A 25,271-nucleotide genomic window follows, 5' to 3' on the forward strand; every position below is an offset into this window, starting at 1 on the left:
GCTTGGATGGCTCCGACAGACCAACCTCACGAAAACTTCATCTTCCCTGAAGAAGTTCTGCCTCGCGGTAACGCACTGTAATCAGCGCGAAATATCAAAAATTCCAACTTTTTAAAAGGGTAAGATAAAGCAGTTTAGGCTTTACCCTTAATGCTTAAAAAGCTCCCGCCACCAGGCGGGAGCTTTTTGTTTCCAGGATTCGATCGAATTAGCGCCCTAAAAAAAGTTGATTTTGTACAAAAACAAACTCTGCCTGCGGCTAGAACAACTCGTGTCTCTATATCTAGTGAACTCTCCATCTGGCTAGAAATCGATCGACCTTTCCCAGCCCCCAGAGTGGCCATGCACCTGATAACCGCACAGCCCGGATTCTGAAGAACAACATATCGGCACATGGCTGAAACTACGATCGCCCGCTTGCTGTAGAGATCGATCAAAGAGCTTGCAGCAGCAGTAAATTCCCCCGATCTTGCAAAAATCTCAATTTGCATCCCCCACTTCTAATTCCTTGTGTTATTCTAATAATTGTGAATACTAGAACGATACTCAGAACGCAAGTTCTTCTGGTCACGCTGGCAATGGCTAGCGCACAAATCATCACCTTAAATCTTGTATTTAGGTGATGTGCGTTCCAATATAAAGCCATTTAGCTAAACCTGGAGGTGATGCCCATGATAGAAAGTAGTAAACGCATGGGTCATCAGATTGGAAACTACCGGCTGTGCGCCGGGGCCGCTCACTAGCAGTCAGCCGTCGTCTCCAACGGGAAACGACTTCCACGGGGAACCAGGCTGAGCTAGGGATTCTCCCGGCAGTCAGGTTCTAATCTGAAGACCCGCTAGACCGCTCTCACCTCAAATAGTGTTAAATCTTAAGTATTAAAACTTGAGACTAAACGCTATTGGTGAGAGCGGATAGTTTTTGGTCAGGGTTTCTAAACGTTGGCAGTTAATCTGCCATTGCTAATCCCAAAGAAAAAAAAATATGGCTGAGCTAATTAATAATACTGAAATTCAAGATCGCGTCAGTCAATTGTCAGGCTGGACAATTGAAGGTAAACAACTGCGCTCTACCCGTTTATTTAAAGATTTTATCGAAGCGATCGCCTTTGTAAATAAGTTGGTCGCCCCCTCAGAAGCCGCAGGACATCACCCCGACATAGAAATCTCCTACAACAAAGTTACAGTTAACTTAACAACCCACGATGCCGGAGGCTTAACTGAGAAAGACTTTGCGCTAGCCCAAGAGATTTCTGCGCTAGATTAAAAGAGTGCCAGTTGACCCAACAAGAGTCCCCGCTAGAGAAAAGCTCGCAAATAAAAAATCGACTTGGGGTTAAAATCGGGTGTGAAAAAGTCGAGAGGCCCAACGTTCAATGTATAACAGGCTATTCCCCATCATCCGACCATGATCGTATTTGAAAAGCCAGAGTTCAAGAACGAGTCTGCTGCAGCCGAAAAAACCGATCTGATAGAAAAGCTTTTAGATATTGGCGCTGCTCTGTCGAGCGCCCAAGATTTGGGCGACTTGTTAAACTTAATTTTATCCAAAAGTAGGGAAATTACCTACAGCGATGCTGGCAGCGTTTACTTAGTAGATCACAGCGACGAAACACCTAAGCTGCTGTTCAAGGTAGCCCAAAACGCTTCTAAACCCAGCCTGTCGTTTAAAGAGTTTGCTCTGCCACTGACAGACAAAAGCTTGGCGGGATACGTGGCAATAACAGGTCAAAGTTTGAACCTGTCTGATGCCTACGACTTACCCCCCGGCGTACCCTATCGGCTAGATAGCAGTTTTGACAGGGATATTGATTACCGCACTTGCTCGGTAATGGTACTGCCGATGCAAAACCGACAGGGGGAGACAATAGGTGTACTGCAACTGATCAACCGCAAAACAAAGCCAGATACGGTGCTGACAGCAGACAATGCCTGGGAATCGACGCAGCAGTATTCCGAGTGGGAAGAAAGGATAGTTCGATCGCTCGCTTCTCAAGCAGCAATCTCGATCGAGCGCAATCAACTCCAAGACAGCATAGAACACTTGTTCGAGGGCTTCGTCAAAGCCTCGGTGCAAGTCATAGAAGCGAGAGACCCCTGTACCTACGGCCATTCAGAACGAGTAGCAGCCCTGACAGTACGCCTTTGTGAAGAAGTAAACACCGTCAGCAGCGGACAACTGCGCTCTATTTACTTTAATAACCGCCAAATTCAAGAACTTCGCTACGCCGCCCTGCTGCACGATTTTGGCAAAATTGGAGTGCCCGAAGCAGTTTTGACCAAACAGAAAAAGCTCTACCCCGCACAGCTAGAAATCATTCGCCACCGCTTTGGCTTAGCTCAACGGACGCTGGAAATGGAATGCGTCCAGTCTAAATATAAATACTTGCTGGAGCATTCAGCCTACCGAAAACACCAGATCCAGGAGCCAGAGTGCGCTCACTGCCAGCAAATCGAACAGCTAGACACTAAGCTAGCAGAGGCGAAAACCAGATTAGCAGAATACTGGGAAGTGCTGCTAGAGGCAAACGAGCCTCACATTTTGGCAGCAGAACCCCTAGCTCAACTGCGAGAGATTTCTCGACAAACTTACAGAGATATCGATGGGGCAAAGAAACCCCTGCTGAACCCAGACGAGATATTGCAACTGATGGTGTCGAGGGGCAACCTGACGCCGGAAGAACGATCGGCAATAGAATTTCACGTAACTCACACTTACGAGTTTCTGAAACAAATTCCTTGGACAAAAGATTTAAAAAATGTTCCAGACATTGCCTACGGACATCACGAAAAACTCGACGGCACAGGCTATCCGCGAGGTTTAAACAAGTCAGAAATTCCAATTCAAGCACAATTGATGACGATCGCGGATATTTACGACGCCCTGACAGCAGGCGATCGCCCCTACAAGCGAGCTCTGCGAACAGAGGCAGCGATGAAAATTTTGCGGCAAGAAGCAGCTCACAATAAAATCAACGCCGATTTGTTAGAATTGTTCGATCACCGCCAAGTCTTTAGCGTTCTGGGACACAGCTTGGATGTTAAAGTCGAATCAGCCTAGACGAGTCGGGCGTGCTGTGCTAAAAAGTAAATAGGCAATCGGGTGCTGTCTAGTGTCATCCGTCAAATCAATCCACAGCCCAATCATGGCATGGTTTTGACGCCGTTGAGTAAAGGTTTAAAAACAGGCTTTCTGCAGCCGTCAGTCACATCTATATACTCAGTCAGCCCAAAAGAATCAAAAGAAAAAGTGAATTTTAGGTCTCTTTTTAGAGTATGCTAGTTGAGCAACGACTGACCACATAGAAGACTAGAAAAGTTTCTCTGTAATCGGTGTGAGGATGAGAGTGAATATGTCGAAATTTTTGTGGAGTTACTTACTAATCAGCCCAGCAGTCTTAGGAGCTACCCTAGTAGTTTCTTCGAGCGCGATGGCAGCAGACGCTCAGCAGGCTGCTGATGCGCTCAATCCCGCTGCAGCCAAAGCAGAAACCGCTGAAACCTCCGAAGCGAAACTAAATGCTTTAGCTGCTGTTTCCGAAACAACTGCAGAAACCGCTGAAACCTCCGAAGCGAAACTAAATGCTTTAGCTGCTGTTTCCGAAACAACTGCAGCCTCCGAGCCAGTAGAAGAAATTTCCCAAGTCGCTGGCAGCGAAACCCAGGCAGCGATGGCAGATTTGGCCACGCCTACAACTGAAAGTGCGATCGTCGGAGCCAACACAGCCCCTGCTGAGGTAGAACCCCAAGCGGCATCACAACCTACAAGTGAATCTTTAGCCGCAGTTGAGCAAACAGTAGCTCAACCAGTAGAAAATTCTGCCCCGGCAGCCCAACTAGAAATTCCAGCCCCGGCAGCTACCGCTCTCCCAGAGCAAATCGGTGCAGTTCAATTAGAAACTCCAGCCCCGGCAGTGGCAGAGTCGGCAGAACAAAGTTTGCCACAACCGGCTGAATCTTTAGCTCAAACTGTCGCACCACAAGAGCAAAACCCAGCCGCCACATTAGAACAGCTCAACGAGTACAGCAGCGAAGGTGCTGCCGGGGGCGAAACTCAAGGTCAAGTTACCTCTGTTTCCCAACTCTCCGACGTGCGGCCCACAGACTGGGCATTCCAAGCACTGCAATCCCTAGTCGAGCGCTACGGCTGTATTGCCGGTTATCCCGACGGAACTTTCCGCGGCAACCGGGCCATGACTCGCTACGAATTCGCAGCCGGTTTAAATGCTTGCTTAGACAAGGTAAGCGAGCTAATTAGAGGTGGCACTGGCAACTTCGCTACGAGAGATGACTTGGCAGCCCTCCAACGGCTCCAAGAAGAATTTGCAGCGGAACTGGCAACCCTGCGCGGTCGCGTCGATGCTTTGGAATCTCGGACAGCCGAACTCGAAGCCAACCAATTCTCCACCACTACCAAGCTGACTGGGGAAGCAATTTTTGCTCTCAGCGACGACTTTAGTAGCGACGTTAGCGTTTTTGGCAGAGACGGCGAAAGAATCGGCAGCAACAATAACGAAGCTGTCTTCCAACAACGGGTGCGTCTCAATTTAAACACTAGCTTCACCGGCAGAGACTTGCTGCTGACCAGGCTTCAAGTCGGCAACGGTCAAAGATTTAACCTTGGGGCTACCAGCGAAGGCACTCAAACTTGGAATTTTGTCGGCAGAACCGACAACGTTGTTGCCCTCGACACCTTGCTGTACAAGTTCCCCGTCGGTCAGCGACTGAACGTTAGCCTGATAGCTAACGCTGGCGTTTGGGACGACATTATGCCGACTGTCAACCCTTACTTTGAAGACTTTGACGGCGGTAACGGGTCATTGAGCACCTTTGGACAGCGGAACCCGATTTATCGTTTGGGCGGTGGCGCAGGTATCGGCTTTGACTATGCCTTCGGTGGCAGGGGCTTGCTGGGCGGCGTGTTCGGCCCGACTTCTCTGTCCTTCGGTTATTTGGCGTCAAATGCAGCCAGTCCGGCTAGGGGTGCAGGCTTGACGAACGGCGACTACGCGGCGATGGGTCAGTTGACTTTTACCCCCGGACGCAACTTGCAAGTTGCTTTCAACTACAACCACGGTTACTTTAGCAGAGGTAACTTTGGGTTTGACAATGCTTTATCGAATGGGCCAGGCAGTCTCGGCGGTTTCACAGGTACCGGCGTGGCTAATTCTCTCAACGGTTTGAGCGAAGGCTTTGAGGGCTTCAATGCTCGCAAAGTTGTCAGCAACTCCTACGGTGCTCAGGCTTCGCTGCGACTGAGCCCGAGATTTATCCTTGGTGGCTGGGCTGGTTTAACCAATGCTCGCATTCTCGGCATCGGCGATGCGAGAATCTGGAACTACGCTGTTACCTTGGCTTTGCCCGATTTAGGGAAAGAAGGCAACTTGCTAGGGTTCGTGGTAGGTCGTGAGCCTTACTTGGATAAACTTGAAGCTGCAAGCAGTTTGCGGAGCTTCCGCAACGATGATTCCTATCACGTCGAAGGGTTCTACAAGTTTCAGCTCTCTGACAACATTTCTGTTACTCCGGGCGTGATTTGGGTGACAAATCCTAATCAAGATGACCGTAATGATGACATCATCATTGGTACTCTGAGAACTACTTTCACGTTCTAAGAGCGGGTTAGAGGAGGCAGGGAGGTTATAACATAACCTCTCTGCTGGCCACTCTAAAGGCCAAGTTTAGCCCTGCCTAGCGCAGGGCTTTTTTGTTTGCGGGAGGAAGGGGGCGCCAAGAATATATTAAAAATTAAAAATTATCAGTCAGAGAGGCAGACAACCAGGTTTCTTGAGGTGAGGCTGTGGTAGAAGGGGAGGGAGCCAAAACGAGAAACTGGGTTTGTTGGGTTCAGATTGCCGATCGTTCCAACGATGAAGTGATGAAAGTCGATTAAGTTCAGTGGAAAACCGGGGTATAATAAAAAGTAAAGTTAGGAGTTAGAATTTGGAACTCAACATTGAGGAGAATTTTAAAATCTGACTTCGGAGTTGATAATTCTGGTATTGGAAGCAATTATGGTAGAACTCTCCTGTAAAAGCGAATACGCAATCTTAGCTTTGCTGGAGCTTGCCGATTGCTACGATGAAGGCGAGCCTCTGCAAATTCGCCAGATAGCGGCTCAGCAAAATATTCCCGATCGATATTTAGAGCAGTTGCTGGCTACCATGAGACGCTGCGGGCTGATTCGTAGCCAGCGAGGAGCTAAGGGAGGTTATATCTTGGCGAGGGAACCGTGGAAAATTACACTCCTAGAAATTATCAACTGTCTCGAAGGCTCAGAGTTCGATCGCTCTGAAAAAGACTCGCCCGCTCAAACTGTAGAAAGTGCGGTGATTTGGGAAGTTTGGCAAGAAGCTCGATCGATTGCCAACTCAGTTTTGCAAAAATATACGCTACAGGATCTGTGCGAAAAGCGCAATGGCAGACGGCAGCTCGATATCATGTATTACATCTAGTTAAAATATTGCCAACTAGGAATTAACATTTACTTTCAACCACAAACTGACAAAGATTATGCGTATTGCTGGCGACATTACAGAATTGGTAGGGCGGACGCCCTTGGTGCAACTCAACCGCATTCCCCAAGCCGAGGGCTGCGTGGCTCGGATTGTGGTAAAACTCGAAGGCATGAATCCGGCAGCATCGGTGAAAGACCGGATCGGTGTGAATATGGTCAATCAAGCCGAGGCCGAAGGGCTGATTGCTCCGGGAAAAACGGTTTTAGTGGAACCGACTTCTGGCAATACCGGAATTGCTCTGGCAATGGTGGCAGCGGCTAAGGGCTACCAGTTGATTTTGACCATGCCGGATACGATGAGCACGGAACGCCGATCGATGTTGCGCGCTTACGGGGCCCAACTAGAACTGACTCCCGGAATTGAGGGCATGAGCGGCTGCATCCGTCGCGCTCAAGAGATTGTGGACAAAACTCCCAATGCCTATATGTTGCAGCAGTTTCGGAATCCAGCGAACCCGCAGGTTCACCGTTCGACAACGGCTGAGGAAATTTGGGAAGATACAGACGGCGAAGTGGATTTCCTGATTTCTGGGGTTGGGACTGGCGGTACGATTACGGGTATCTCGGAGGTGATTAAGTCCCGGAAACCCGAGTTTAAGGCGATCGCAGTTGAGCCGGCCAACAGTCAGATACTTTCCGGCGGAAAGCCTGGGCCTCACAAAATTCAAGGTATCGGTGCTGGTTTTGTGCCGCCGGTGCTGAATGTGGATTCGATCGACGAAATTATAGTTGTTACGGATGACGAGGCGATCGCCTATGGCCGTCGCTTGGCCAGAGAAGAAGGACTTTTGTCCGGTATTTCCAGCGGTGCGGCTCTATGTGCAGCGGTGAAAGTCGGCAAGCGTCCCGAAAATGCAGGGAAATTGATTGTGATGATTCAGCCTAGCTTCGGCGAACGCTATCTGAGCACTCCCTTGTTCCAAGATCCAGAACTCAATTTGGCGATGGCCCTCAACTAGGCTAGCCTCCGGCCCAAGTCGCAGAAATAGAGAGCAGGGCGTAGACTGTACGCTCTGCTTGGCTTTTTAGTAGATGAAAGAATGGCGATAGATTGTAGCTTTCTCGATCGCGATCGATATCGTTTCCGGTTGCATCGGAATGATTTAACCGCAGAGGGCGCAGAGAACGCAGAGGGAGAGAATACAGAGAGGAATAATTCCGATGCTACCGGATTTGATATGATGCCGAATTTCTGAAGGCGCTTTTTTTTGAACTAACCGCTTTCGGCGTGTTAGCGAAGCGGGCGCTGAGCGCTTTTGTGGCGAAGGAAGAGCAAAGAAAAGAAGGGCTAACTGTTGGCGGGAGCAGCGCTATAGGAGTCCTCAATCTCGATCGGCTTACCACTTCCAAAGCCTCAATGTTTTTCTAAAATAGATTTATGATAAGTTGAAAACTGAGGTTTTTTACTGGCAATTTTTGACATTTATATCAGATAAATACTTAAAAATTTAGCAAAAAATGATATTTTTGTCAAGCACTTTTTCGCAGATTATCCAGATTTCAAGGAAATAACAGCGTGTCTTCCGTTATCAATCACTACAAAACCCTAAAGATTAGCCCAAGCGCAACACAAGCCGAGATTAAACAAGCATACCGCCGTTTAGTCAAATTATTTCATCCAGACAGCCGCAGCGACACAGCGGGTCACGAAGAGATTGTCCGCCTAAATGCAGCCTATGAAATATTAGGAGACCCCCAGCACAGACAATCTTACGATCGCCAATTTTCCGAGCAAACCGAACAGCAATCACCAGCCGCACCAAACGTCAGCCGCCAGCAAACACAAACAGCAAGGGACGCGGATGAACTAATGGAACAGTGGCTGATTAAAGTATACAAACCCGTCAATAGAATGCTCAACAGTATCTTGAAGCCGCTTAAAAAAGAAATAGACGAATTGTCCGCAGATCCATTTGATGACGAACTGATAGAAAAGTTTCAACTTTATATCGAAACCAGCCGCGAGTTCCTCAAAAAAGCTCATAACTTTCTTACATCAATGCCCAATCCATCTAATGTAGCCGGAGTTGCCGCTCATCTCTACTACTCTATCAATCAAGTCGGAGACGGCATAGAAGAATTGTATTTATTTACCCTCAATTATGACGATCGCCACTTGCACACCGGTCAAGAACTGTTTAGAATTGCCGCTAGACTGCGGCGGGAAGCGCAGGAGGAATTAAAAATTAAAAGTTAGTTAGTCAAGGAGAGGGGAGAGTGGGAGAGTGGGAGAGTGGGAGAATTGCCCAATGCCCAATGCCCAATGCCCAATGCCCAATTCCCTCAGCATTCATCCGTTACATCCGTTACATCCGTTACAGAATCCGTTGCCGAACTTCCTTCTTTCAAATTCCAAAAAGAACTTGAATTCGCTTGCGAATTTTAATAAAAGGAGTTTGTCCCAGAGAGTCGCCATCTAACAATCCCAAATCTCTCAAAGCTTGCTGGCGTTCCGACAATTTTTGAGCAATCTGATCGGCTAAATTGGGTTGTTCTCTTAAAAGTTTTTGCAAATCGTGACGTTCCACCACAAACAAAATTGCATCTTCGCTAGTTTTAACAGTCGCCGTTCTCGGAGTACCCAACAGCAAAGATATTTCCCCAAAAAACTCGCCCTCATGAAGCGTAGCAATATACTGACCTGCTTTTTGAGAAAGAACTTCTACAGTACCCGAAAGAATAATATAAAAAGAATCGCCAGGGTCATTTTCCTTACATACAACCTGTCCCGCTGGAAACAGTTGTCGGTAGCCATATTCAATTAACTGCCGCAGTTCTAAATCCGTACACTGTTCAAAATAAGTTACTCGCCGCAACAAATCTCGCAGCGTCCAATTATTAGGGGATTTAGGTACGGAATTTTTAGGTTCAGAAAGTGTGGAATTAGATTTTAAATCTGCTGAATATTTGGTATTATGCGGAAAAACTTTGCCGTTGGAATTCTCGTCTTTGTTATTGTGAAAAAAATGAGTTAACTCTTGCGGATTTCGCAGCCACAAATCCCGCTGTGGAAAAGGGATTTCGATATTTCGGTGGCGAAACTCGTAATCTATTAAAAAATTTACTGCACTTTTAATAGCATCGCTTTCCTGTGGCTGGTCAATCCAAACTAAAAGTTCAAAATTTAAAGCGTTATCTCCAAAACCGCGAAACCATACTTTAGGAGAAGGATGGGACAAGACATTCGATTCCATCCGCGCCGCAATTAATAGTGCTTCCGTAACTATTACTGGGTCAGATCCGTAAGCAACGCCGACGGGGATGTGGAGGCGACATCTGGGGTCTCTGTAACTCCAGTTAATAATGTTAGTTTCGACAAATTTAATATTTGGTATAATCACAAATAGTCCGTCAATTGTTTTGATAATTGTAGAGCGGATTGAAATAGTTTCTACAGTTCCTAATAAATTGTCTATTTCAATAAAATCTCCGACTCTAATTTGGTGTTCAAATAGCAGGGTGAGACCGCTGATAAAGTTGCTGGCTAGATTTTGCAAGCCGAAGCCGAAACCAATACCGACAACCCCAGCTAAGACGGTGAGAGAAGTGAGGTTGAGGCCGGCACCTTGCAGGACAAATATACAGCCAAGGGTTGCTAAAATATAGCTAATTATAGTGGAAATTGCTTCTCGACTGCCACGATCCAATCCCATCCGAACTAGCACGCTACGCTTGATTCCTTCGCTGATAATCTTAGCTATAATCAAGGCAAATATAGCTAAAATTATCAGTTTGACGATCGCACTGATGGACAGATGAGTGTCCCCGATATAGAAGAGTGGGGTTGTCATCGCACCCGAAAAATGTTCAAAAAAGCCATCGGCTCGTGCAGTAATCGAATTCATTAATATTGGGTAATGGGTAATTGGTGATTAGTTTTGAGCGCAACTGAACCGCAAACTGCTAACTATTGCAGAGCTTAGGCGAAAAACTCCAACTGTGGAGTGTCCTGTGTGGCAAAAAGGTCGATTCCCTACCCTTCGGGAACGCTTCGCGAACCGGATATATCCGCACGCGCGTACTTTCTCAAATGCTCGTAACTGATGAGTTAGCAAATGATGGCGAAAAACTATTTTGTAGCGGTATTTTCGGCCGGATATCTGTGTTGTGGTGTAAAATGGGCCCGGCGGCTCGATCGACGACTTGTTGCCAATATTTGGAAAATTGGTAGAAATTCATTTACAGCACCCTCTAATAATCGAAAAATTCCAGCAAAAATTAGTTTATCCTTAAGAAGCGAGTCCTTTACAGAACTTAACAAACTTACCCTACTTGACTTTTATGCAGTGCATCATCAATCGTCGGGCACAGTTTTCGGCTAGTCACCGGTACTGGCTGCCGGAGTTAAGCGAAGCCGAGAACTTTGAACGGTTTGGCCCAACTGCTCGCGCACCGGGACACGGACACAATTACGTCCTTTACGTTTCCATGATAGGAAAACTCGACGAGTACGGCATGGTGCTCAACCTGTCTGATGTCAAGCACGTCATCAAACGGGAAGTTACCAAGGATCTCGATTTTTCCTTTCTCAACGAAGCGTGGCCGGAATTTGAGCAAACTCTGCCAACTACCGAAAACATAGCACGGCAAATTTGGCTGCGGCTAGCCCCTCATTTACCTCTGAGCAAAATTCAATTGTTTGAACATCCCGAACTTTGGGCTGAATATTTAGGAAACGGAATGGAAGCTTATTTAACTTTGTCCACTCATTTTAGCGCGGCCCATCGGTTGGCTCGTCCCGATTTGAGCTTTGAAGAAAACTCGGAAATTTACGGCAAATGTGCTCGTCCCAACGGTCACGGTCACAATTATCATTTAGAGGTGACTGTTAAAGGGGAAATTGATGCGCGGACTGGCATGATTGCTGATTTGGGAGCTTTGCAAAAAGCCATTGACGATTATGTTGTTGAACCTTTCGATCACACTTTTTTAAATAAGGATATTGCTTATTTTGAGAATGTTGTGCCGACTGCGGAGAATATTGCTGTTCGGATCGGGCAATTATTGCGATCGCCCATTCGGGAATTGGGCGCCGAGTTGCACAAGATTAAGCTGATTGAAAGTCCGAATAATAGCTGTGAAATTTTCGGTGCTGATTTAGAGGAAGTGGTGGCACAAAGTCAGCAGCCGGAAGCGGTTTTAGCTGGGGTTTAGAGTTAAAAATCGGATCGGTTGGGGCGGGTTCACCCGGATCTTTGGCTAATTGTGCAGATTGGTGAAGCCCGCCCTACCAGCCTAATGATGATTCCGAGAGTTTTTCAACCGGATTAGGCGCGAGAATATATTTTTGGACAAAAGTTCCACAGCCAGAATTATTGGCAGTTTTCCTGAAAAGTCAGGCTGCGCGCGTATTTTGGAGATAGTAAGTCAGCATTCCTCTAGTCAGCTATTCTAACTGCTGAGAGTATGAGGTCGATCGTCCGATCGCTGACAACCAAGCACCAATTTCTCCTAAATGTAAATGAGTTGACGTTTATGCGCGTCTCTAATCTAGCTCTCTTGACTCTGGCTGCCCTCGCATCCCACAATTTAACTGCTAATACTAGCGCCAATCCTGCTGCACATCCTATTTCTCCTGAGACACCGCAGGCTAGCAACTTTGTTGATGCCGTAAATAATACTGAATCGCGTCCGGCTGAGTCAATTAGCGAGCCTGAGACGATCGCCCACGAACAATTTTCCCCAAATATTACTGTATCCCGTCGGGCTGAGTCAATTAGCGAGCCTGAGACGATCGCTCACGAACAATTTTCTCCGCGAATTGCTGTAAAATCGCCGACAGGTTTGCTCGTAGCGGCCGCTCAACCGGATGTATCTGCTAGTGCAAAAACCAAGGCGAATCCTCCGGCTGCATCCGGCGATGAACTAACAAAATCTTTACAAGAAACCTGGCTAGCTAAATTAATCGAAACCGGGGCTGAAAGCAATCCTCAAGTTCGGGAGGTTTTCGCTTTTATCTCCCCGTCTAGTGGCAGTGCTGAATCTGGATATAGTTTTAATAGTACCATAACTCTGCTCAATATTTTACTAATTCTTGGTACTGTATTTCCACCAGTGACAATTGCATTTTTTTGGATGATGCGACGGCTGATAATCAAACAGTTGGTGGCTGATGCCAATAAACGATTGCAGGGTATTGGTGTATTGGAATCAGAACTCATAAATTCTAGCCAATTGAATCAAAAGTTGAGGGATGAATTAGCCGCGCAAATGGGTGCAGCTAAACAATCCATTGATTTTTTAACTAGAGAAACTGAACTTTCCAAATCTTCGGTGGAGCAAATTGAGACTCTCAAATCTCAATTTATTATGCACCTGCAAGTTTTGCTGAGAGAAGTTGACGATAAAAAATCTCAAATTGTTCAAGAAATTGCCCAAGTTCCCGCAGTTGTTGCCAAAGAAGCTCTCAAAGTCGCACATCAACCGGCTTTAAACAATTCCCCAAATTCGCAAACAGCGCCGGCTAGCAACGAAAATTTGATTGCTGACGATTATATCAAGCAAGCCGAAGGGCTTTATTTTCAAGGCAATTATGATGAAGCATTAGTCTGTTTGGAAAAAGCTGTTTTAGCGAATAAATTTTTGCATGAGGCTTGGTATTGGCGCGGAAATGTGTTAATAAAATTGCAGCGCCCGGAAGAAGCACTCGCCTGTTACGACCAATCAATATCTATTAAACCGGATAACTACGAAGCATGGTATAATAAAGCGCATTTGCTAGCAAAATTGCAGAAGTACGAAGAGGCGATCGCCTGTTACGAGCGAGCAAGTTTGAGCGAATCCAGAAAATACGCTTGTTGGCACAGCATAGGGGCTTTGTTGGGTCAATTGCAGCATTACGAAGAAGCGATCGCCAGTTACGATCGCGCCCTGGCTATCAAAGCAACCGACAGCGAAATTTGGCACAACCGAGGCGCGATGTTGGCCAAAGTACAGCAGTACGCAGCCGCAGTTGATTCTTACGATCGCGCTCTTGAACTCAATCCCAACAGATACGAAACTTGGTACAATCGAGGCAATATGCTGTGGAGACTACTCCGCTACAGCGATGCTATTGATTCTTACGATCGGGCGATCGGCATCCGGCCAGACAAATACGAAGTTTGGTACAATAGAGCGGCTGTGCTCGGAAAATTGCAACGATATCAAGAATCGATCGAATCCTACGACAAAGCAATCGCCCTTAAACCGCAGGATTTTGAAGTGTGGCACAACCGAGGCGTAGCTTTCGAGAAACTGTCGCAGCACGAAGCAGCAATTGCCTCTTACGAATCAGCAATTACCCTTAATTCCGAGTGCTACGAAGCTTGGTTTGGTAAAGGCGAATCTTTGGCAAAATTGCAGCGCCCTGAAGAAGCGATCGCAGCTTATGAGAAAGCGATTGCTATTAAGCCAGACTCCTACGATGCTTGGCATCACTTGGGCACAGCTTTGTCAGAATTAAAGCGGTATGAGGAAGCAATGGCAGCTTACGATCGAGCTATTGCCATCAAACCTGACAATGCGGAAGCTTGGCGCGATCGAGGCGCAATTGTATCAGAATTAAAACAGGATACACACGGAAATGAATCGGGTGAAAAAGAGACTTAAATAGTCCTGGACGCACGGGTGGTCAGAAACCGGGTTTTTTGCGAAAATACTGCATCCCGACCTTTAAAACTGGTAAAAACCCGGTTTCTTTGGTATTTATGCGTCCACGACTATTAAATTCAGTCCCAATCCGGTTGTTCAAAATTTATAGGTGCATCCCTCCCGTTGTTGACGAGTATTTAACGAGACTTGATAGCGGGCATTTAAATGCTTTTTGTCTAAGGATTCTTATCTAAATTTTTCCTCTTTTTTCCGCTCTGTTTGGGGCGTTTTTTTTTATGGTAAATTTAGGTAAGCTGCAAACAAGGAGAATAGTTATATGTCTGTTCAACTTCAAAAAAGGTTATTTACAGTAAAAGAATATCATTTAATGACTGAGGTTGGTATTCTCTCGGAGGGCGATCGGGTAGAACTCATAGAAGGAGAGATCGTTAAAATGGCTGCAATTGGAACTCGTCATGCAAGTTGTGTGCGACGACTGATCCGCAGTTTTAGCGTGATTCCACAAAATCTTGCTATTTTGGGTGTCCAAGACCCTATCCAGTTGACTGAGCGCACTGAACCTCAACCGGATGTTGTATTGCTGCAACCTCGCGCTGATTACTACGCCACAGCCCATCCAATACCGTCTGAAGTTTTGCTGTTAGTTGAGGTTTCAGATAGTACGGTTGATTATGATAGAGATGTGAAAGGATCGATTTACGCGCGATCGCTCATTCAGGAAGTTTGGCTGGTAGATTTAGTTGAAAATTGTGTGGAAGTCTACCGTCAGCCAGCCCCGAACGGTTATAGTTTAATGCTCAAGTTTTGGCGCGGTCAACAAGTTGCGCCGCTGGCTTTTCCCGAATTTGAAGTGAGCGTTGATTTTATATTGGGTTAGGGCGATCGCGCCACTCGCAAACATACTGCTATCTTACCTTACAATATATTTAACAGCCCAAATCAGCGCAAGTTCTATTAGGTGGGCAATCAACTGCTGTCTTGCACTTATAGAGAATTTGTGGCTCATTTATAGCGAGAGGTTAGAGCTGAAACACAGGAATCTATAATCATAATTAACGCTACTTTTCTGCAACACTTACTATTCCAAATCTCCTAAATAATTGGACGCAAATTTTAACCTATCCCTAACATTATCGGCGCTAGTAAGATTACGTATTTTTTGAGCGACTCCACTGAAATTCTCATCTTCTATAAGTGATTTATAGCGTTCTCCCAGTTGTTCAAGATTATTAATTTTGCCTTGTTCTAACCTGCGGGCAATAACCACCATTACAGCTTCAAAGTAAGTAGGTATCAATATTTTTTGAGGTTTAAAAGCTTTGTTACCAAGACCTTTATGGATCGCTTCAATCGTTGGGATAAATGCGTTTATTATTTGTTCTTCCGATTGGCGGGCAAGGTGTCTATTTTGCCTCATGTATTGATTTAGAAATTCTTTTAGAGAAGGCTTATAATCGTTGCCCTCGAAGTAAAAAGCCAGGAATCGCAAAATAAGTTCTCGATCTTTCCCGTTTTTATCTGGGAGACCAAATATGTCACGCCACGCTGGGTTTTGATTGAGTTGCCCTAGCAAATTATTGAGTTCGCCGTGATAGATGCAAGCACGAATTTCCTGCGGTTTAAGGATAGTACCTCCGGTATTTAGCCTTTCAAAGATATAATAAATACTACTGTCCTCGCCTTGAGAAAGTGGCTCTACAATTGTAGCGGATACAAGCGAGTCATCTAATTGGCGTCTGTATGGGTCTTTCAGTGATTTATATGTCTCTCTCTCAAATTCTGTATGAACCCCTTTCAGAGCAAACGACTGCCGACTGTTAGGAAACTTGCCTTTGTAGAAATATAAAAGGCTACGTAATCTTTGCTGACCATCAATCACCAGCAGTTTTTTTGTATCTCGCTCTCTTGCTAGAAAGATGCCGGGAACTGGAAGACCAAGCAAGAGTGATTCTATAAAACGCGATGCTTGTTTTGGTTTCCAGACATAAGCACGCTGGAAGTCGGGAATAAATACGTCTTCGCTTTCCAGGCGTCTAACTAGACCCTCTACATCAAAATCTCTTCGATCAACTGCTAGGGAGAATCTGGAGGGAATAATGTCTTCCTCATCTTCCGCGCTATCATCTTCCCCGCTATCCTGAATATCGTTTTCCTGTTCCTCATCCCCTAGATCGTTGGGGGAAGATGGCTCACTGTTTGACTCAAATGTATTCATCTTGTAGCTTCCTTTCTGCCTGAGTTATTAGATATTATAGACCGATCGCTCCCCTCATCTATCTCTCAATATTAAGATTTCCTTAGTTGCTGCCGTGGCGCACAGAAATCGGTGATACAATCAACAGCTTAGCTAGGGGTGCCCGAATATCCGGGCTGAGAAAACACCCTTAGAACCTGAGTCTGGGTAATACCAGCGGAGGGAAGCTGTTTATCAAGGAAATTAAATATGCGTACCGAATGGATCGCTAAGCGTCAGGGCCAAAGCAATGTATCTCAAATGCACTACGCCCGCCAAGGTGTAATTACTGAGGAAATGCACTTTGTTGCTAAGCGAGAGAATCTCCCGCCAGAACTGATCCGCGCGGAAGTAGCGCGGGGACGGATGATTATTCCCGCTAATATCAATCACCCGAATTTGGAACCGATGGCGATCGGTATTGCGTCTAAATGCAAAGTCAATGCTAATATCGGTGCATCTCCCAACTCTTCCAATATGGAAGAAGAAGTTGACAAGCTTAAACTAGCAGTGAAATACGGCGCTGATACCGTGATGGACTTGTCCACCGGTGGCGGCAACTTGGATGAAATCCGCACTACGATTATCAAAGCTTCACCAGTGCCGATCGGTACTGTACCAATTTACCAAGCACTAGAAAGCGTTCATGGTAATATGGAAAGTCTGACGCCCAATGACTTTCTTCACATCATTGACAAACACGCTCAACAAGGTGTTGATTACCAAACAATTCACGCCGGAATTTTGATTGAGCATTTGCCGTTGGTAAAAAATCGACTAACTGGGATTGTCTCTCGCGGCGGCGGTATTTTGGCGCGGTGGATGCTGCATCACCACAAACAAAATCCCCTCTACACTCACTTTAACGACATCATTGAAATCTTCAAAAAATACGATGTTTCGTTTAGTTTGGGAGATTCTCTGCGCCCCGGTTGCACTCACGATGCTTCTGACGAGGCTCAATTAGCTGAACTCAAAACTTTGGGACAATTAACTCGCAAAGCTTGGGAACATAATGTGCAGGTAATGGTGGAAGGCCCAGGCCACGTTCCGATGGATCAAATTGAGTTTAATGTCAAAAAACAAATGGAGGAATGTTCCGAAGCACCCTTCTATGTTTTAGGGCCGTTGGTGACAGATATTGCGCCTGGATACGACCACATTACCTCAGCAATTGGGGCGGCGATGGCTGGTTGGTACGGTACTGCAATGCTGTGTTACGTGACGCCGAAGGAACACTTAGGATTGCCGAATGCTGAGGATGTCCGAAACGGGCTGATTGCTTACAAAATCGCGGCTCACGCTGCAGATATTGCACGGGGTCGTCCGGGTGCGCGCGATCGCGATGATGAACTCTCGAAAGCGCGTTACAATTTCGATTGGAACCGTCAATTTGAGCTGTCATTAGATCCAGAACGGGCAAAGGAATATCACGACGAAACTTTGCCAGCGGATATCTACAAAACTGCTGAATTCTGTTCAATGTGCGGGCCTAAGTTCTGTCCGATGCAGACTAAGGTTGATGCCGATGCTTTGACAGAATTAGAGAAGTTTTTGGCTAAGGAACCTGTAGCCCAAAGCTAATTGGATTAATTCGTAGGGTGCGTTAACGCCGTGTAACGCACCGCCAGCCTCATGCACCATTTTAGCTAGTTGACACTCCCCTGCCTGAAGGCGAGGGGATTCTTGGTTCTGCGACATACCTTAAAACTATCTATCCTTGCGGCAGTGTTTAAACCAGGTATCCGTTCAAAAGAACCAAATATCGAGCTTAATTTAGATAGCCTCGCGAGGGTTTGTCTCCCCAAGCTTTCGAGAATTGCTTCTCTTGTTTCTGTGGGGCACACAGTACATTTTAGAAATAAAAAGTTTAGTCTCTGATTTTGGCTTACATTAGTTAGCCCAGCTATGTTTTTCGTGGTTTTCGCCACCCACTAACCATTATTGTTTTCCGACCAGTCGTTTGAGCGTGGTGTCTCATGTGTATCGGCGGTTATTCTACCTGTAGTCTAGTTATTGTACTCTACAATGAACACAATGCAAAAAAGTTCAAGAAAACAATTAACAAAAGTTGATAATTAATTAAAGCCGTCAAGCTTATGACGGGGCTTTAGACCCAATTTCTTGGTAAAAGATTTACCTGGGTATGTTAACTTGCGCTGTATCTTGGCACATTGAAAGAATGCGGCGATCGTTTGAGCTAATTTTGCGAATAGAATGCAGATTGGTTAGCTGAGTATTGATTTCAAGTGTTTGAATTTTTCCGGCTGAGATTGCCTTCCCGTACAATGTATTTCCCTCAATTTTACCAGTGAAGCACGCAAAGTCCGATCGCGGCGCGTAGATTGCACCAACGACGCGATCGTCCTGGCGTTGAAACACGATATAGTTTTGAAGAACTTGGTTGGGCTGTGGCGAATCTCCGTACAGGTAAATACCATCTGGCAAGGCAGCAACATTAGTCTTCGATGGATTTTGTTGTGCTTGAATCGGTTGTGGCTGAATGCCAACACCAATTAGTGTCAGAGGAAAAATAAAGGCTGTTGCCAGTAGTTTCCATTTCTCTTTAATAGATGCAGGTAAAATCATTACTGCTTCTCCTTGCGTCGTCATCTAACATATTAAAACAATCTTCTCTAGTTAATATCTCACTCAGGTTATAATTTCGCTCTGCTAAAATCAGCCGATTGGTATAGATTCTGAACCTGAAAGCTTGCGCTTGTTTAGCACCGAAAACTTTATTTTCCCTTGTCCTCCAAGTGCCTGAGCTGATTTTGATAAAATTAGAGCAGACATAGTTTCTAATCCCACCCCATAAAACACCGATCTAACCTTGATGCCGATGCTTTGGCGGAATTAGATAATTTTTTGGCTAAGGAACCTGTAGCGCAAAGCTAGTTGCTAGGGTGAGCGGAAACACTCCGCCCACCCTTCCCAATTCACCGGGCGCTAACTTTTTGTTTGGTAGAGTACAAAACATTCTGGATAACTTCTAGAGCAACAGCTTTAACTACATTAATACTTACACTATTACCTAGTTGATGATAAGCTTTATCATCATTAGGATGCAAAATAAAACTATCGGAAAAACCTTGTAACCGCGCTGCTTCGCGGGGAGTAATCCTGCGGACTCGGTTATGATAGTAAACCCCTAATCTATTAGCATCACTGGCAACAATTGTTACAGAAATTTTCTGCGGATCGAGAAATTTATATACTTCAAAGGAAAAGTTACCGGAGACAGGTTTGTATTGATTGTTGTTCCGTTGCATGTACTTTTTTGTAACCAAGGAATCCAGGATTTCATCGAGATTGGGATGAGCAAAAAAAGTAGCTATTTGCTCTTTAGTTAATAGCTTGCCATCTTGGTTAGCTCCAAATTCTTTATTGCGCCTTTTCAATATAAAAAGATTCATTAATTCAATTTCGTCTAAACTGCACTCGCCTCGCAAACCCAGTTCCCAAGAATGAATCGAATTGCCACCGCGATAGTCAATTAGCCGCCTACCGTGCAAGCGACTGAAATCATTGTTAACTATTTGTTTCAAGGCATTAACAAATTCTGGCGAACAATCATATTTTGGATCTGGATTGTCTTCCAAAATATCTGCAACTGTGACAGGTTGACTTAACGGGGAAAAGAACGATAGCTGTTGATGACTAGAGGAATGCGAATCTTTTGGGCCTAAGTCGGAAATTAGCTTAAATTGGGGCGAAGCATTTAAAATTCCTACTAGGTAAACTCGGACACGGTTCTGAGGTAAGCTAAAGTTAGAGCTGTTAAGCAAGAAATAATCGAAGCTGTAACCTCGGCTTTTAATTTCGCCCTTAATAGTTTCGAGGGTTCTGCCGCCGTCGTGGCTGACAAGCCCCCGCACGTTCTCGAAAATAAATGCTTGAGGTTTAAAGGTATCAATTAACCTTGCAATCTCAAAAAATAGGGTGCCTCTGGTGTCTCCAAATCCCTCTTTTTTGCCAGCATAGGAGAAAGATTGGCAGGGAAATCCTGCTAGTAAAATTTCATGTTCAGGCAGTTTGTCAATTAATCGGATGTCGCCTAAAGGTGTGTCGGCAAAGTTTTTCTGGTAAACTAACTGAGCGTCGGGGTTGATTTCGCTGCTTAATACGCATTCTGTTTGCAGATTCAAGGAACGAGCGGCGGATTCAAACGCTAATCTCATGCCGCCTATTCCTGAGAATAAGTCAATAAAACGGATTTTTGGCATAGCCTTAAACTGGGTGGTTAAGATTGATATCTTGCACCATTTTTAACATGAGGCAGAGCGAAAGCATCTGCGTTACCAGGTAGAACCTGGTAACGAGGGGAATCGCACTTTTGCCTATTTTTTGCTAGCCATCCACTTTTGCAGATCGTTAATCGTAAAAACTGTTTCAAAGTCCAATCCAACAGATTGATAAAACTCGGCACCACCTTGCTCCCTGTCAATCAGCGACAAAATACGATCGACCTTATAACCAGCCGCCCGCAGCCTTTCCACCGCCTGCATCGCCGACTTACCCGTCGTCACCACATCCTCCAAAACCGCCACATTCGTCCCCTCTGGCAACAGCGGCCCCTCAATATAGGCCATTGTCCCGTGTCCCTTCGTCTCCTTTCTGACAATTAGCGCCGGAATCGATCGACCTTCCAGAGCCGAAACCACACTCACAGCAGTTACAATCGGGTCAGCACCCAAAGTCAAACCGCCCACAGCTTGGACATCCGACGACAGCATCGACAACAACAAACGTCCCGTTGCCAAAGCACCTTCAGCGTGCAGCGTCACCGGTTTGCAGTTAATGTAATAAGAACTTTTCTGCCCCGAAGACAGCATAAAATCGCCTTCGCGATAGGCAAACTCGCACAACAAATCTAGAAGTCGATCGCGCAACACCTTTAAATCCGCAGCATTCATAACTCACACCGTGTAAAAAACACAAATAATCCGTCGATAATCAGTTTATCAAAAAATTGGGTTGAAAATCCCGTCCTTCGCTTGACGGCTTTTTGATAGAATAGACATGGTTGTAATTCCCAAGGTGGGCGGTTGTGAAGCGGCTTTTAGTCGGCACCCTCGAACCTGAAAGCTTTTTAAAAGCAAAAAGAAGGGTAGCGAAAACCTTGTAAAACAGAGCTGGGGAATCAACGCATTCTCACCCACCAGAAAATCAATAATTTGTTTCAATCAAGTAGGGTGGGGCACACCCGAACTCTAGGTTCGTACCCTAGTACGCTTTTGGAGATAGACCCTCTGGGGTGGTTGTGAGTTAAGCTCGTCAATTGGTGCAATTGCACGGTTGAAAAGTTTAAGGATTGCCGAAAGGACGCAACATTTTAAGGTCAGTCGCTGAATTAAGAATCCCTGTCCTTTAGGTCAGGGAGTGTCAAATTGGAATCGGAATTAATTAAGGAGGCCCAAATATATGAGTCAAAAATTAAAAAGCCTGAGCGGCGCGTTGATTCTCGCTGTCGCCTCTGCCGCAATGGCATACGTCAAACCAGTTCAAGCACAAACAGAGCGATTTCACCCGATTGCCGACGACTTCAACCGACAATACTTTGAAGCTTCAGGAGACTTTTACCACAACCTCAGCTTGCAAGGTTACTTGGGCGACTATTTAGGCATCGGTTCCCCCAGCGGCGTCGTTGCCTTTCCCGAAAAAGAAATCGAGCGGGATGCTAGTCGCCTCAACGGCCTTTACCGACGAGTCATGCAGCGGCAAGTTTCCAGCGACCCGATTCTCCGCGTCCCAGATGCCGTCAATCCCTTCGATGCCTCAATCATGGCACTGCCTGCAGCTTGTCAGCTAGGACCTCAACCAAGCGGCTGTTTCCCTACTCCCGGCGGACTCCAAGATCAGTTTACACTTCCAACGCAGCAGCAAAATTCACCGAGCGATCCAGGGCCCGTTAGAGGACTTTATCAAGTATCGCCCCCTGGTAGAAATTAACTGCCAGTTCGGTATAAGTTTCCGGTTGCATCCTAATTAATATTACCCACAGTCAGGACACGGCAATGCCCCAGGCGTGTCAAATTAAGCTTTTCGTCCGCTAGTCCTCCCGCCTACCCGGCAGTCCGCCAGGGAATGAATTCCCTGTCTAATAGCGAAAGTCCTCTCAAAGAGGACTGAATAATTCCTTAGTCCTCTTTTAGAGGACTTCAGCTTTGAGGCAGGGGTTTCAACCCCTGTCGGAATATCGGTTTAACGTGTTTGTTGACACCAATGGGCAATGCCGTTTCCTGCAATTAATCGGGCGATAGTTACATCTCTCGCGAGCGCCATCGATTATTTTGGGGTAGGGAAACGGCAATGCCGTGTCCTCCGTTGCTCAGACTTATGATGAAACAATGCTGCCATCAGGCATGATTGTTCCTTTCAAAATAGCTTCGCCCAAATTAGCTCCCGCCAAGTTCGCTCCTCGGAGATTTGCCCCAGTCAAATTAGCCCCTCTCAAATCAGCTTTGCCAAGGTTTGTCCACCGGAAATCTGCCGCGCTCAACTGTGCAAAACAGAGATTTGCCCGGAAAAGATATGCTGCAGTGAAGTGAGCTTCTGCGAGGTTAGCTTTAGAGAAATTGGCTGCATAGCAATGTGCTTCAATCAATTCGGCGTGAGTGAGATTGGCTTGACTGAGATTAGCACAGTTGAGGTTCGCGCCCATCGCATTAACTCGAAACATCACCGCACCGATTAAATTCGCATCACCCAAATCGGTTTGTTGGAGATTGGCAGCGGTGAGGTCAGCCCCAATTAAATTAGCACCGCTCAAATCAGATCCTCTGAAGTCAGCCGCTTGGAGGTTAGTGCCAGTTAAATTAGCTTTAATTAAATTAGTTTCCAGCAGTTGCGCTCCAGCAAGATTTGCTAAACTGAGGTTGGATTCTGCGAGGTTTGCCGCAATTAATTTAGCCTTAAACAAGTCTGTTTTAAAAAGGTTCGATCGCCAAAGATACGCACCTCTGAGATTTGCTTCCGCGAGGTTAGCTTCACTGAGATCCGGTTCTATATTTGGGTTGAGATTTCTCCATTCAATCCAACTAACTGCACCTTTTTTTAACAGCGCTAAATGCTGTGTATTTGCCATAATTGCTTCTCCTTTAACGGCTATTCCTTGCGACCAAAAATTGCTGGATTTTCTCGACCCGTCACGCTTTCCACCGCCGCAATTGCTGCCTGGGAACCTGCTATAATATCTCGTTCTGCGCCGCCGAGGTAAAGCCGTCCGAAACTACCTACAGCCTGAACCTCTAAGATGTTAATAGATGCGCCTTTTTCTGCTTCATTGGCCGCCAGCGCTGCATAGGCCGCCGGTTCTACTTCTAAGACGTAAAGCGTTTGTCCCGCCAGCAGCAACTGTCCGCGGCGGGTGCGGTTGATTAATTGTGTTTGGTGGGCATCAATATTGCGAATAATTTGACTGGAAATCACTCGCGGTTTGATACATTCTTCTCTGCGGACTCCGATGAATTCTAGAATGGCTTTACCTGCTGCCCGCGTTTCCCCCTGCTGACTCGAGTGTACTTCCAGAAGGCCGTACAAGCGTTCGACTATCTGCACTCCTGGGCGCACGGAGGCAGATTTGAGGGCGACATCGGTAATTCGGTTAATTTCGATACCGGGCGAGATTTCTATCCACAGCGACGCATCCCCCGGCAGTGGCAAGAATCCGGCCGCGACTGTGCCGATGTATGCTGCGTGCTGTGGCTGCAAGTTGTCTAGAAATACGTAGCTGCGTAACTCTATTCCCAAAAGTTTTGATCTCCGTCGATCGAGTTCCAACACTTATCTGTGCAATATCTGAGTTTACCTTTTTTTGTCAACAACACCTTGTCTATTGTCGAGAGTGCCGCACTGCCTCACAACCGGGTGAGGTGTCAATCGATTTTAGATTTTAGATTTTAGGTTTTAGATTGAAGCATTGACTTGCGCGAGATAAATACGTTCGGCAAGTTTCATCGGATATAGGTTTTTTATTTCACCGGTCCTGAGTCTGCTTTCGGAATGAATCACGTGGCGGGTATCCTGGATGCTTTCGGTCAGACCCGCTATTTCTAGTGTCGGAGTGCCTCTGCGAGCAATTTTTAATTTTGTGCGCCTGCTAAAAATTTGATATCAATCTGTAGTTATACGTGGAACTTAGCAATGTTTACCGCTAGAGATGGATTTAACTTTAAAAGCCAATCGATATAGTTTTGATAGTTAAAGATTTTAGCCAACAGAGAGCATTTGAATTATGAAACGTTCTGATTTATCCAAAGCAATCGGTGCAGGTATTATAGCTGCTGGGTTAGCCATAGCACCAGCTCATCTGCCTGCTTCAGCTCAAACAGATACAACTGGCGGTACTAACAACACTACAACCACCACCACTCCTCGCTCCGATGTCTACAATGCTGAGACCGATCGCGATTTTGATTGGGGATGGTTGGGACTGCTAGGCTTGTCTGGTTTGTTGGGTTTGATTCCCCGCAAACGTGAAGAAAATGTCCGCTATACAAGTACAACGAGTGAACGCGAGCCCGCCGTGCGTACTGACTACCGCTAAGAATTGAGTCTTAGGGCTGTGGGCATCATGCAGGGACAGGATGTTTTAACCTGTCCGATCAGTACCAATAATCATCAAAAAACCTCCATCTGTGGGGTTTTTTTATTGGAGATGATGCGCGATCGATCGACAATAAAATTGGTTACATCTGAAATATTGTACCATTGTCAATCAGATTTTTATGAACAGGCTTTCCGGCCTGTTCCACAAGAAAATTCACTTTTTGTGGAACAGGCCGGAAAGCCTGTTCCTGACAATGGTGCAATATCTCAGATATAAGCGGAATTGAGATTATTAACTTCTTCCTATCTTCTTCCCTTCTTCCTTTGCGTTCTTTGCGTCTTCGCGGTTCATTAAATAAAGACTTTTCAGACACAAAAA

22 protein-coding genes and 1 riboswitch are annotated in these 25,271 nt (G+C 45.9%); of the genes, 14 read left to right on the forward strand and 8 right to left on the reverse strand.

What is annotated here, in order from left to right; all coding sequences use genetic code 11:
- The first annotated feature begins 984 nt into the window (after window positions 1-984).
- The 7 genes from QUB20_RS18140 (at window position 985) to QUB20_RS18170 (ending at window position 8,713) form a co-directional block, all read left to right on the forward strand.
- Window positions 985-1,266, forward strand: a complete 282-nt coding sequence (locus QUB20_RS18140) for a 4a-hydroxytetrahydrobiopterin dehydratase (RefSeq protein WP_333055205.1) — start codon at window positions 985-987, stop codon at window positions 1,264-1,266.
- 141 nt (window positions 1,267-1,407) lie between these two features.
- The gene (locus QUB20_RS18145) at window positions 1,408-3,060 is read left to right on the forward strand and encodes an HD domain-containing phosphohydrolase (protein ID WP_333248508.1); all 1,653 of its coding nucleotides are present in this window, start codon (window positions 1,408-1,410) and stop codon (window positions 3,058-3,060) included.
- 292 nt (window positions 3,061-3,352) lie between these two features.
- Window positions 3,353-5,614: an iron uptake porin gene (locus tag QUB20_RS18150; RefSeq protein ID WP_333248506.1), complete on the forward strand. Its 2,262-nt coding sequence runs from the start codon at window positions 3,353-3,355 to the stop codon at window positions 5,612-5,614.
- 399 nt (window positions 5,615-6,013) lie between these two features.
- Entirely contained in the window at window positions 6,014-6,454 is a 441-nt protein-coding gene (locus QUB20_RS18155; RefSeq protein WP_015176708.1) for an RrF2 family transcriptional regulator, read from the forward strand.
- Window positions 6,455-6,512: 58 nt separating this feature from the next.
- Window positions 6,513-7,475 carry a cysteine synthase A gene (gene cysK, locus QUB20_RS18160; RefSeq protein ID WP_333244546.1) on the forward strand — a complete coding sequence of 321 codons (963 nt, stop codon included), beginning with the start codon at window positions 6,513-6,515 and terminating at the stop codon, window positions 7,473-7,475.
- 81 nt (window positions 7,476-7,556) lie between these two features.
- A complete protein-coding gene (locus QUB20_RS18165) occupies window positions 7,557-7,712 on the forward strand; it encodes a hypothetical protein (protein WP_333198532.1) in 156 nt (51 codons plus the stop codon).
- 320 nt (window positions 7,713-8,032) lie between these two features.
- Window positions 8,033-8,713, forward strand: coding sequence for a J domain-containing protein (locus tag QUB20_RS18170; protein WP_333248503.1), 681 nt, complete (start codon window positions 8,033-8,035; stop codon window positions 8,711-8,713).
- Window positions 8,714-8,861: 148 nt separating this feature from the next.
- Here QUB20_RS18170 and QUB20_RS18175 read toward each other — a convergent pair whose 3' ends face one another.
- A complete protein-coding gene (locus QUB20_RS18175; RefSeq protein ID WP_333248501.1) occupies window positions 8,862-10,361 on the reverse strand; it encodes a cyclic nucleotide-binding domain-containing protein in 1,500 nt (499 codons plus the stop codon).
- Window positions 10,362-10,426: 65 nt separating this feature from the next.
- Here QUB20_RS18175 and QUB20_RS18180 point away from each other — a divergent pair, with 65 nt between their 5' ends.
- From QUB20_RS18180 to QUB20_RS18195, 4 genes are all read left to right on the forward strand, one after another.
- A complete protein-coding gene (locus QUB20_RS18180; protein ID WP_333248499.1) occupies window positions 10,427-10,687 on the forward strand; it encodes a hypothetical protein in 261 nt (86 codons plus the stop codon).
- Window positions 10,688-10,797: 110 nt separating this feature from the next.
- On the forward strand, window positions 10,798-11,670 hold the full coding sequence (locus tag QUB20_RS18185; RefSeq protein ID WP_333248496.1) for a 6-carboxytetrahydropterin synthase: 873 nt from the start codon (window positions 10,798-10,800) through the stop codon (window positions 11,668-11,670).
- Between the two features lie 252 nt (window positions 11,671-11,922).
- Window positions 11,923-14,106 (forward strand): tetratricopeptide repeat protein, encoded by a 2,184-nt coding sequence (locus tag QUB20_RS18190; RefSeq protein ID WP_333248494.1) that lies wholly within the window; start codon window positions 11,923-11,925, stop codon window positions 14,104-14,106.
- Between the two features lie 319 nt (window positions 14,107-14,425).
- On the forward strand, window positions 14,426-14,986 hold the full coding sequence (locus QUB20_RS18195) for a Uma2 family endonuclease (RefSeq protein ID WP_333248491.1): 561 nt from the start codon (window positions 14,426-14,428) through the stop codon (window positions 14,984-14,986).
- A 201-nt stretch (window positions 14,987-15,187) separates the two neighbouring features.
- Here the strand turns inward: QUB20_RS18195 and QUB20_RS18200 are convergent, their stop codons facing one another.
- Window positions 15,188-16,324 (reverse strand): DUF262 domain-containing protein, encoded by a 1,137-nt coding sequence (locus tag QUB20_RS18200; protein ID WP_333055193.1) that lies wholly within the window; start codon window positions 16,322-16,324, stop codon window positions 15,188-15,190.
- A 124-nt stretch (window positions 16,325-16,448) separates the two neighbouring features.
- Window positions 16,449-16,545: riboswitch (TPP riboswitch) on the forward strand.
- A gap of 7 nt (window positions 16,546-16,552) precedes the next feature.
- Here QUB20_RS18200 and thiC point away from each other — a divergent pair.
- Window positions 16,553-17,926 carry a phosphomethylpyrimidine synthase ThiC gene (thiC, locus tag QUB20_RS18205; protein ID WP_333248489.1) on the forward strand — a complete coding sequence of 458 codons (1,374 nt, stop codon included), beginning with the start codon at window positions 16,553-16,555 and terminating at the stop codon, window positions 17,924-17,926.
- 552 nt (window positions 17,927-18,478) lie between these two features.
- Here thiC and QUB20_RS18210 read toward each other — a convergent pair.
- The 3 genes from QUB20_RS18210 to pyrE all read right to left on the reverse strand — a co-directional run bounded on the left by QUB20_RS18210 (window position 18,479) and on the right by pyrE (window position 21,258).
- Window positions 18,479-18,955, reverse strand: coding sequence for a hypothetical protein (locus QUB20_RS18210; RefSeq protein WP_333248487.1), 477 nt, complete (start codon window positions 18,953-18,955; stop codon window positions 18,479-18,481).
- Window positions 18,956-19,281: 326 nt separating this feature from the next.
- Window positions 19,282-20,568 carry a DNA (cytosine-5-)-methyltransferase gene (dcm, locus tag QUB20_RS18215; RefSeq protein ID WP_333248485.1) on the reverse strand — a complete coding sequence of 429 codons (1,287 nt, stop codon included), beginning with the start codon at window positions 20,566-20,568 and terminating at the stop codon, window positions 19,282-19,284.
- A 114-nt stretch (window positions 20,569-20,682) separates the two neighbouring features.
- The gene (gene pyrE / locus QUB20_RS18220; protein WP_333248483.1) at window positions 20,683-21,258 is read right to left on the reverse strand and encodes an orotate phosphoribosyltransferase; all 576 of its coding nucleotides are present in this window, start codon (window positions 21,256-21,258) and stop codon (window positions 20,683-20,685) included.
- A 508-nt stretch (window positions 21,259-21,766) separates the two neighbouring features.
- Here pyrE and QUB20_RS18225 point away from each other — a divergent pair.
- Window positions 21,767-22,294, forward strand: a complete 528-nt coding sequence (locus QUB20_RS18225; protein ID WP_333248481.1) for a hypothetical protein — start codon at window positions 21,767-21,769, stop codon at window positions 22,292-22,294.
- A gap of 385 nt (window positions 22,295-22,679) precedes the next feature.
- On the opposite strand, the gene QUB20_RS18230 is transcribed toward QUB20_RS18225, so the two are convergent.
- Together QUB20_RS18230 and QUB20_RS18235 are read right to left on the reverse strand one after the other, a co-directional pair.
- Complete coding sequence (locus QUB20_RS18230) at window positions 22,680-23,429, reverse strand: pentapeptide repeat-containing protein (RefSeq protein ID WP_333248479.1); 750 nt, start codon at window positions 23,427-23,429, stop codon at window positions 22,680-22,682.
- Window positions 23,430-23,449: 20 nt separating this feature from the next.
- A complete protein-coding gene (locus QUB20_RS18235) occupies window positions 23,450-24,094 on the reverse strand; it encodes a hypothetical protein (RefSeq protein ID WP_333084286.1) in 645 nt (214 codons plus the stop codon).
- 484 nt (window positions 24,095-24,578) lie between these two features.
- Between QUB20_RS18235 and QUB20_RS18240 the strand changes: the two genes are divergently transcribed.
- Window positions 24,579-24,890, forward strand: coding sequence for a WGxxGxxG family protein (locus QUB20_RS18240; protein WP_333157431.1), 312 nt, complete (start codon window positions 24,579-24,581; stop codon window positions 24,888-24,890).
- 142 nt (window positions 24,891-25,032) lie between these two features.
- On the opposite strand, the gene QUB20_RS18245 is transcribed toward QUB20_RS18240, so the two are convergent.
- Window positions 25,033-25,266 carry a hypothetical protein gene (locus QUB20_RS18245; protein ID WP_333291547.1) on the reverse strand — a complete coding sequence of 78 codons (234 nt, stop codon included), beginning with the start codon at window positions 25,264-25,266 and terminating at the stop codon, window positions 25,033-25,035.
- Window positions 25,267-25,271 lie beyond the last annotated feature (5 nt).

Source organism: Microcoleus sp. B4-C2 (assembly GCF_036705265.1).
Taxonomy (GTDB): domain Bacteria; phylum Cyanobacteriota; class Cyanobacteriia; order Cyanobacteriales; family Microcoleaceae; genus Microcoleus.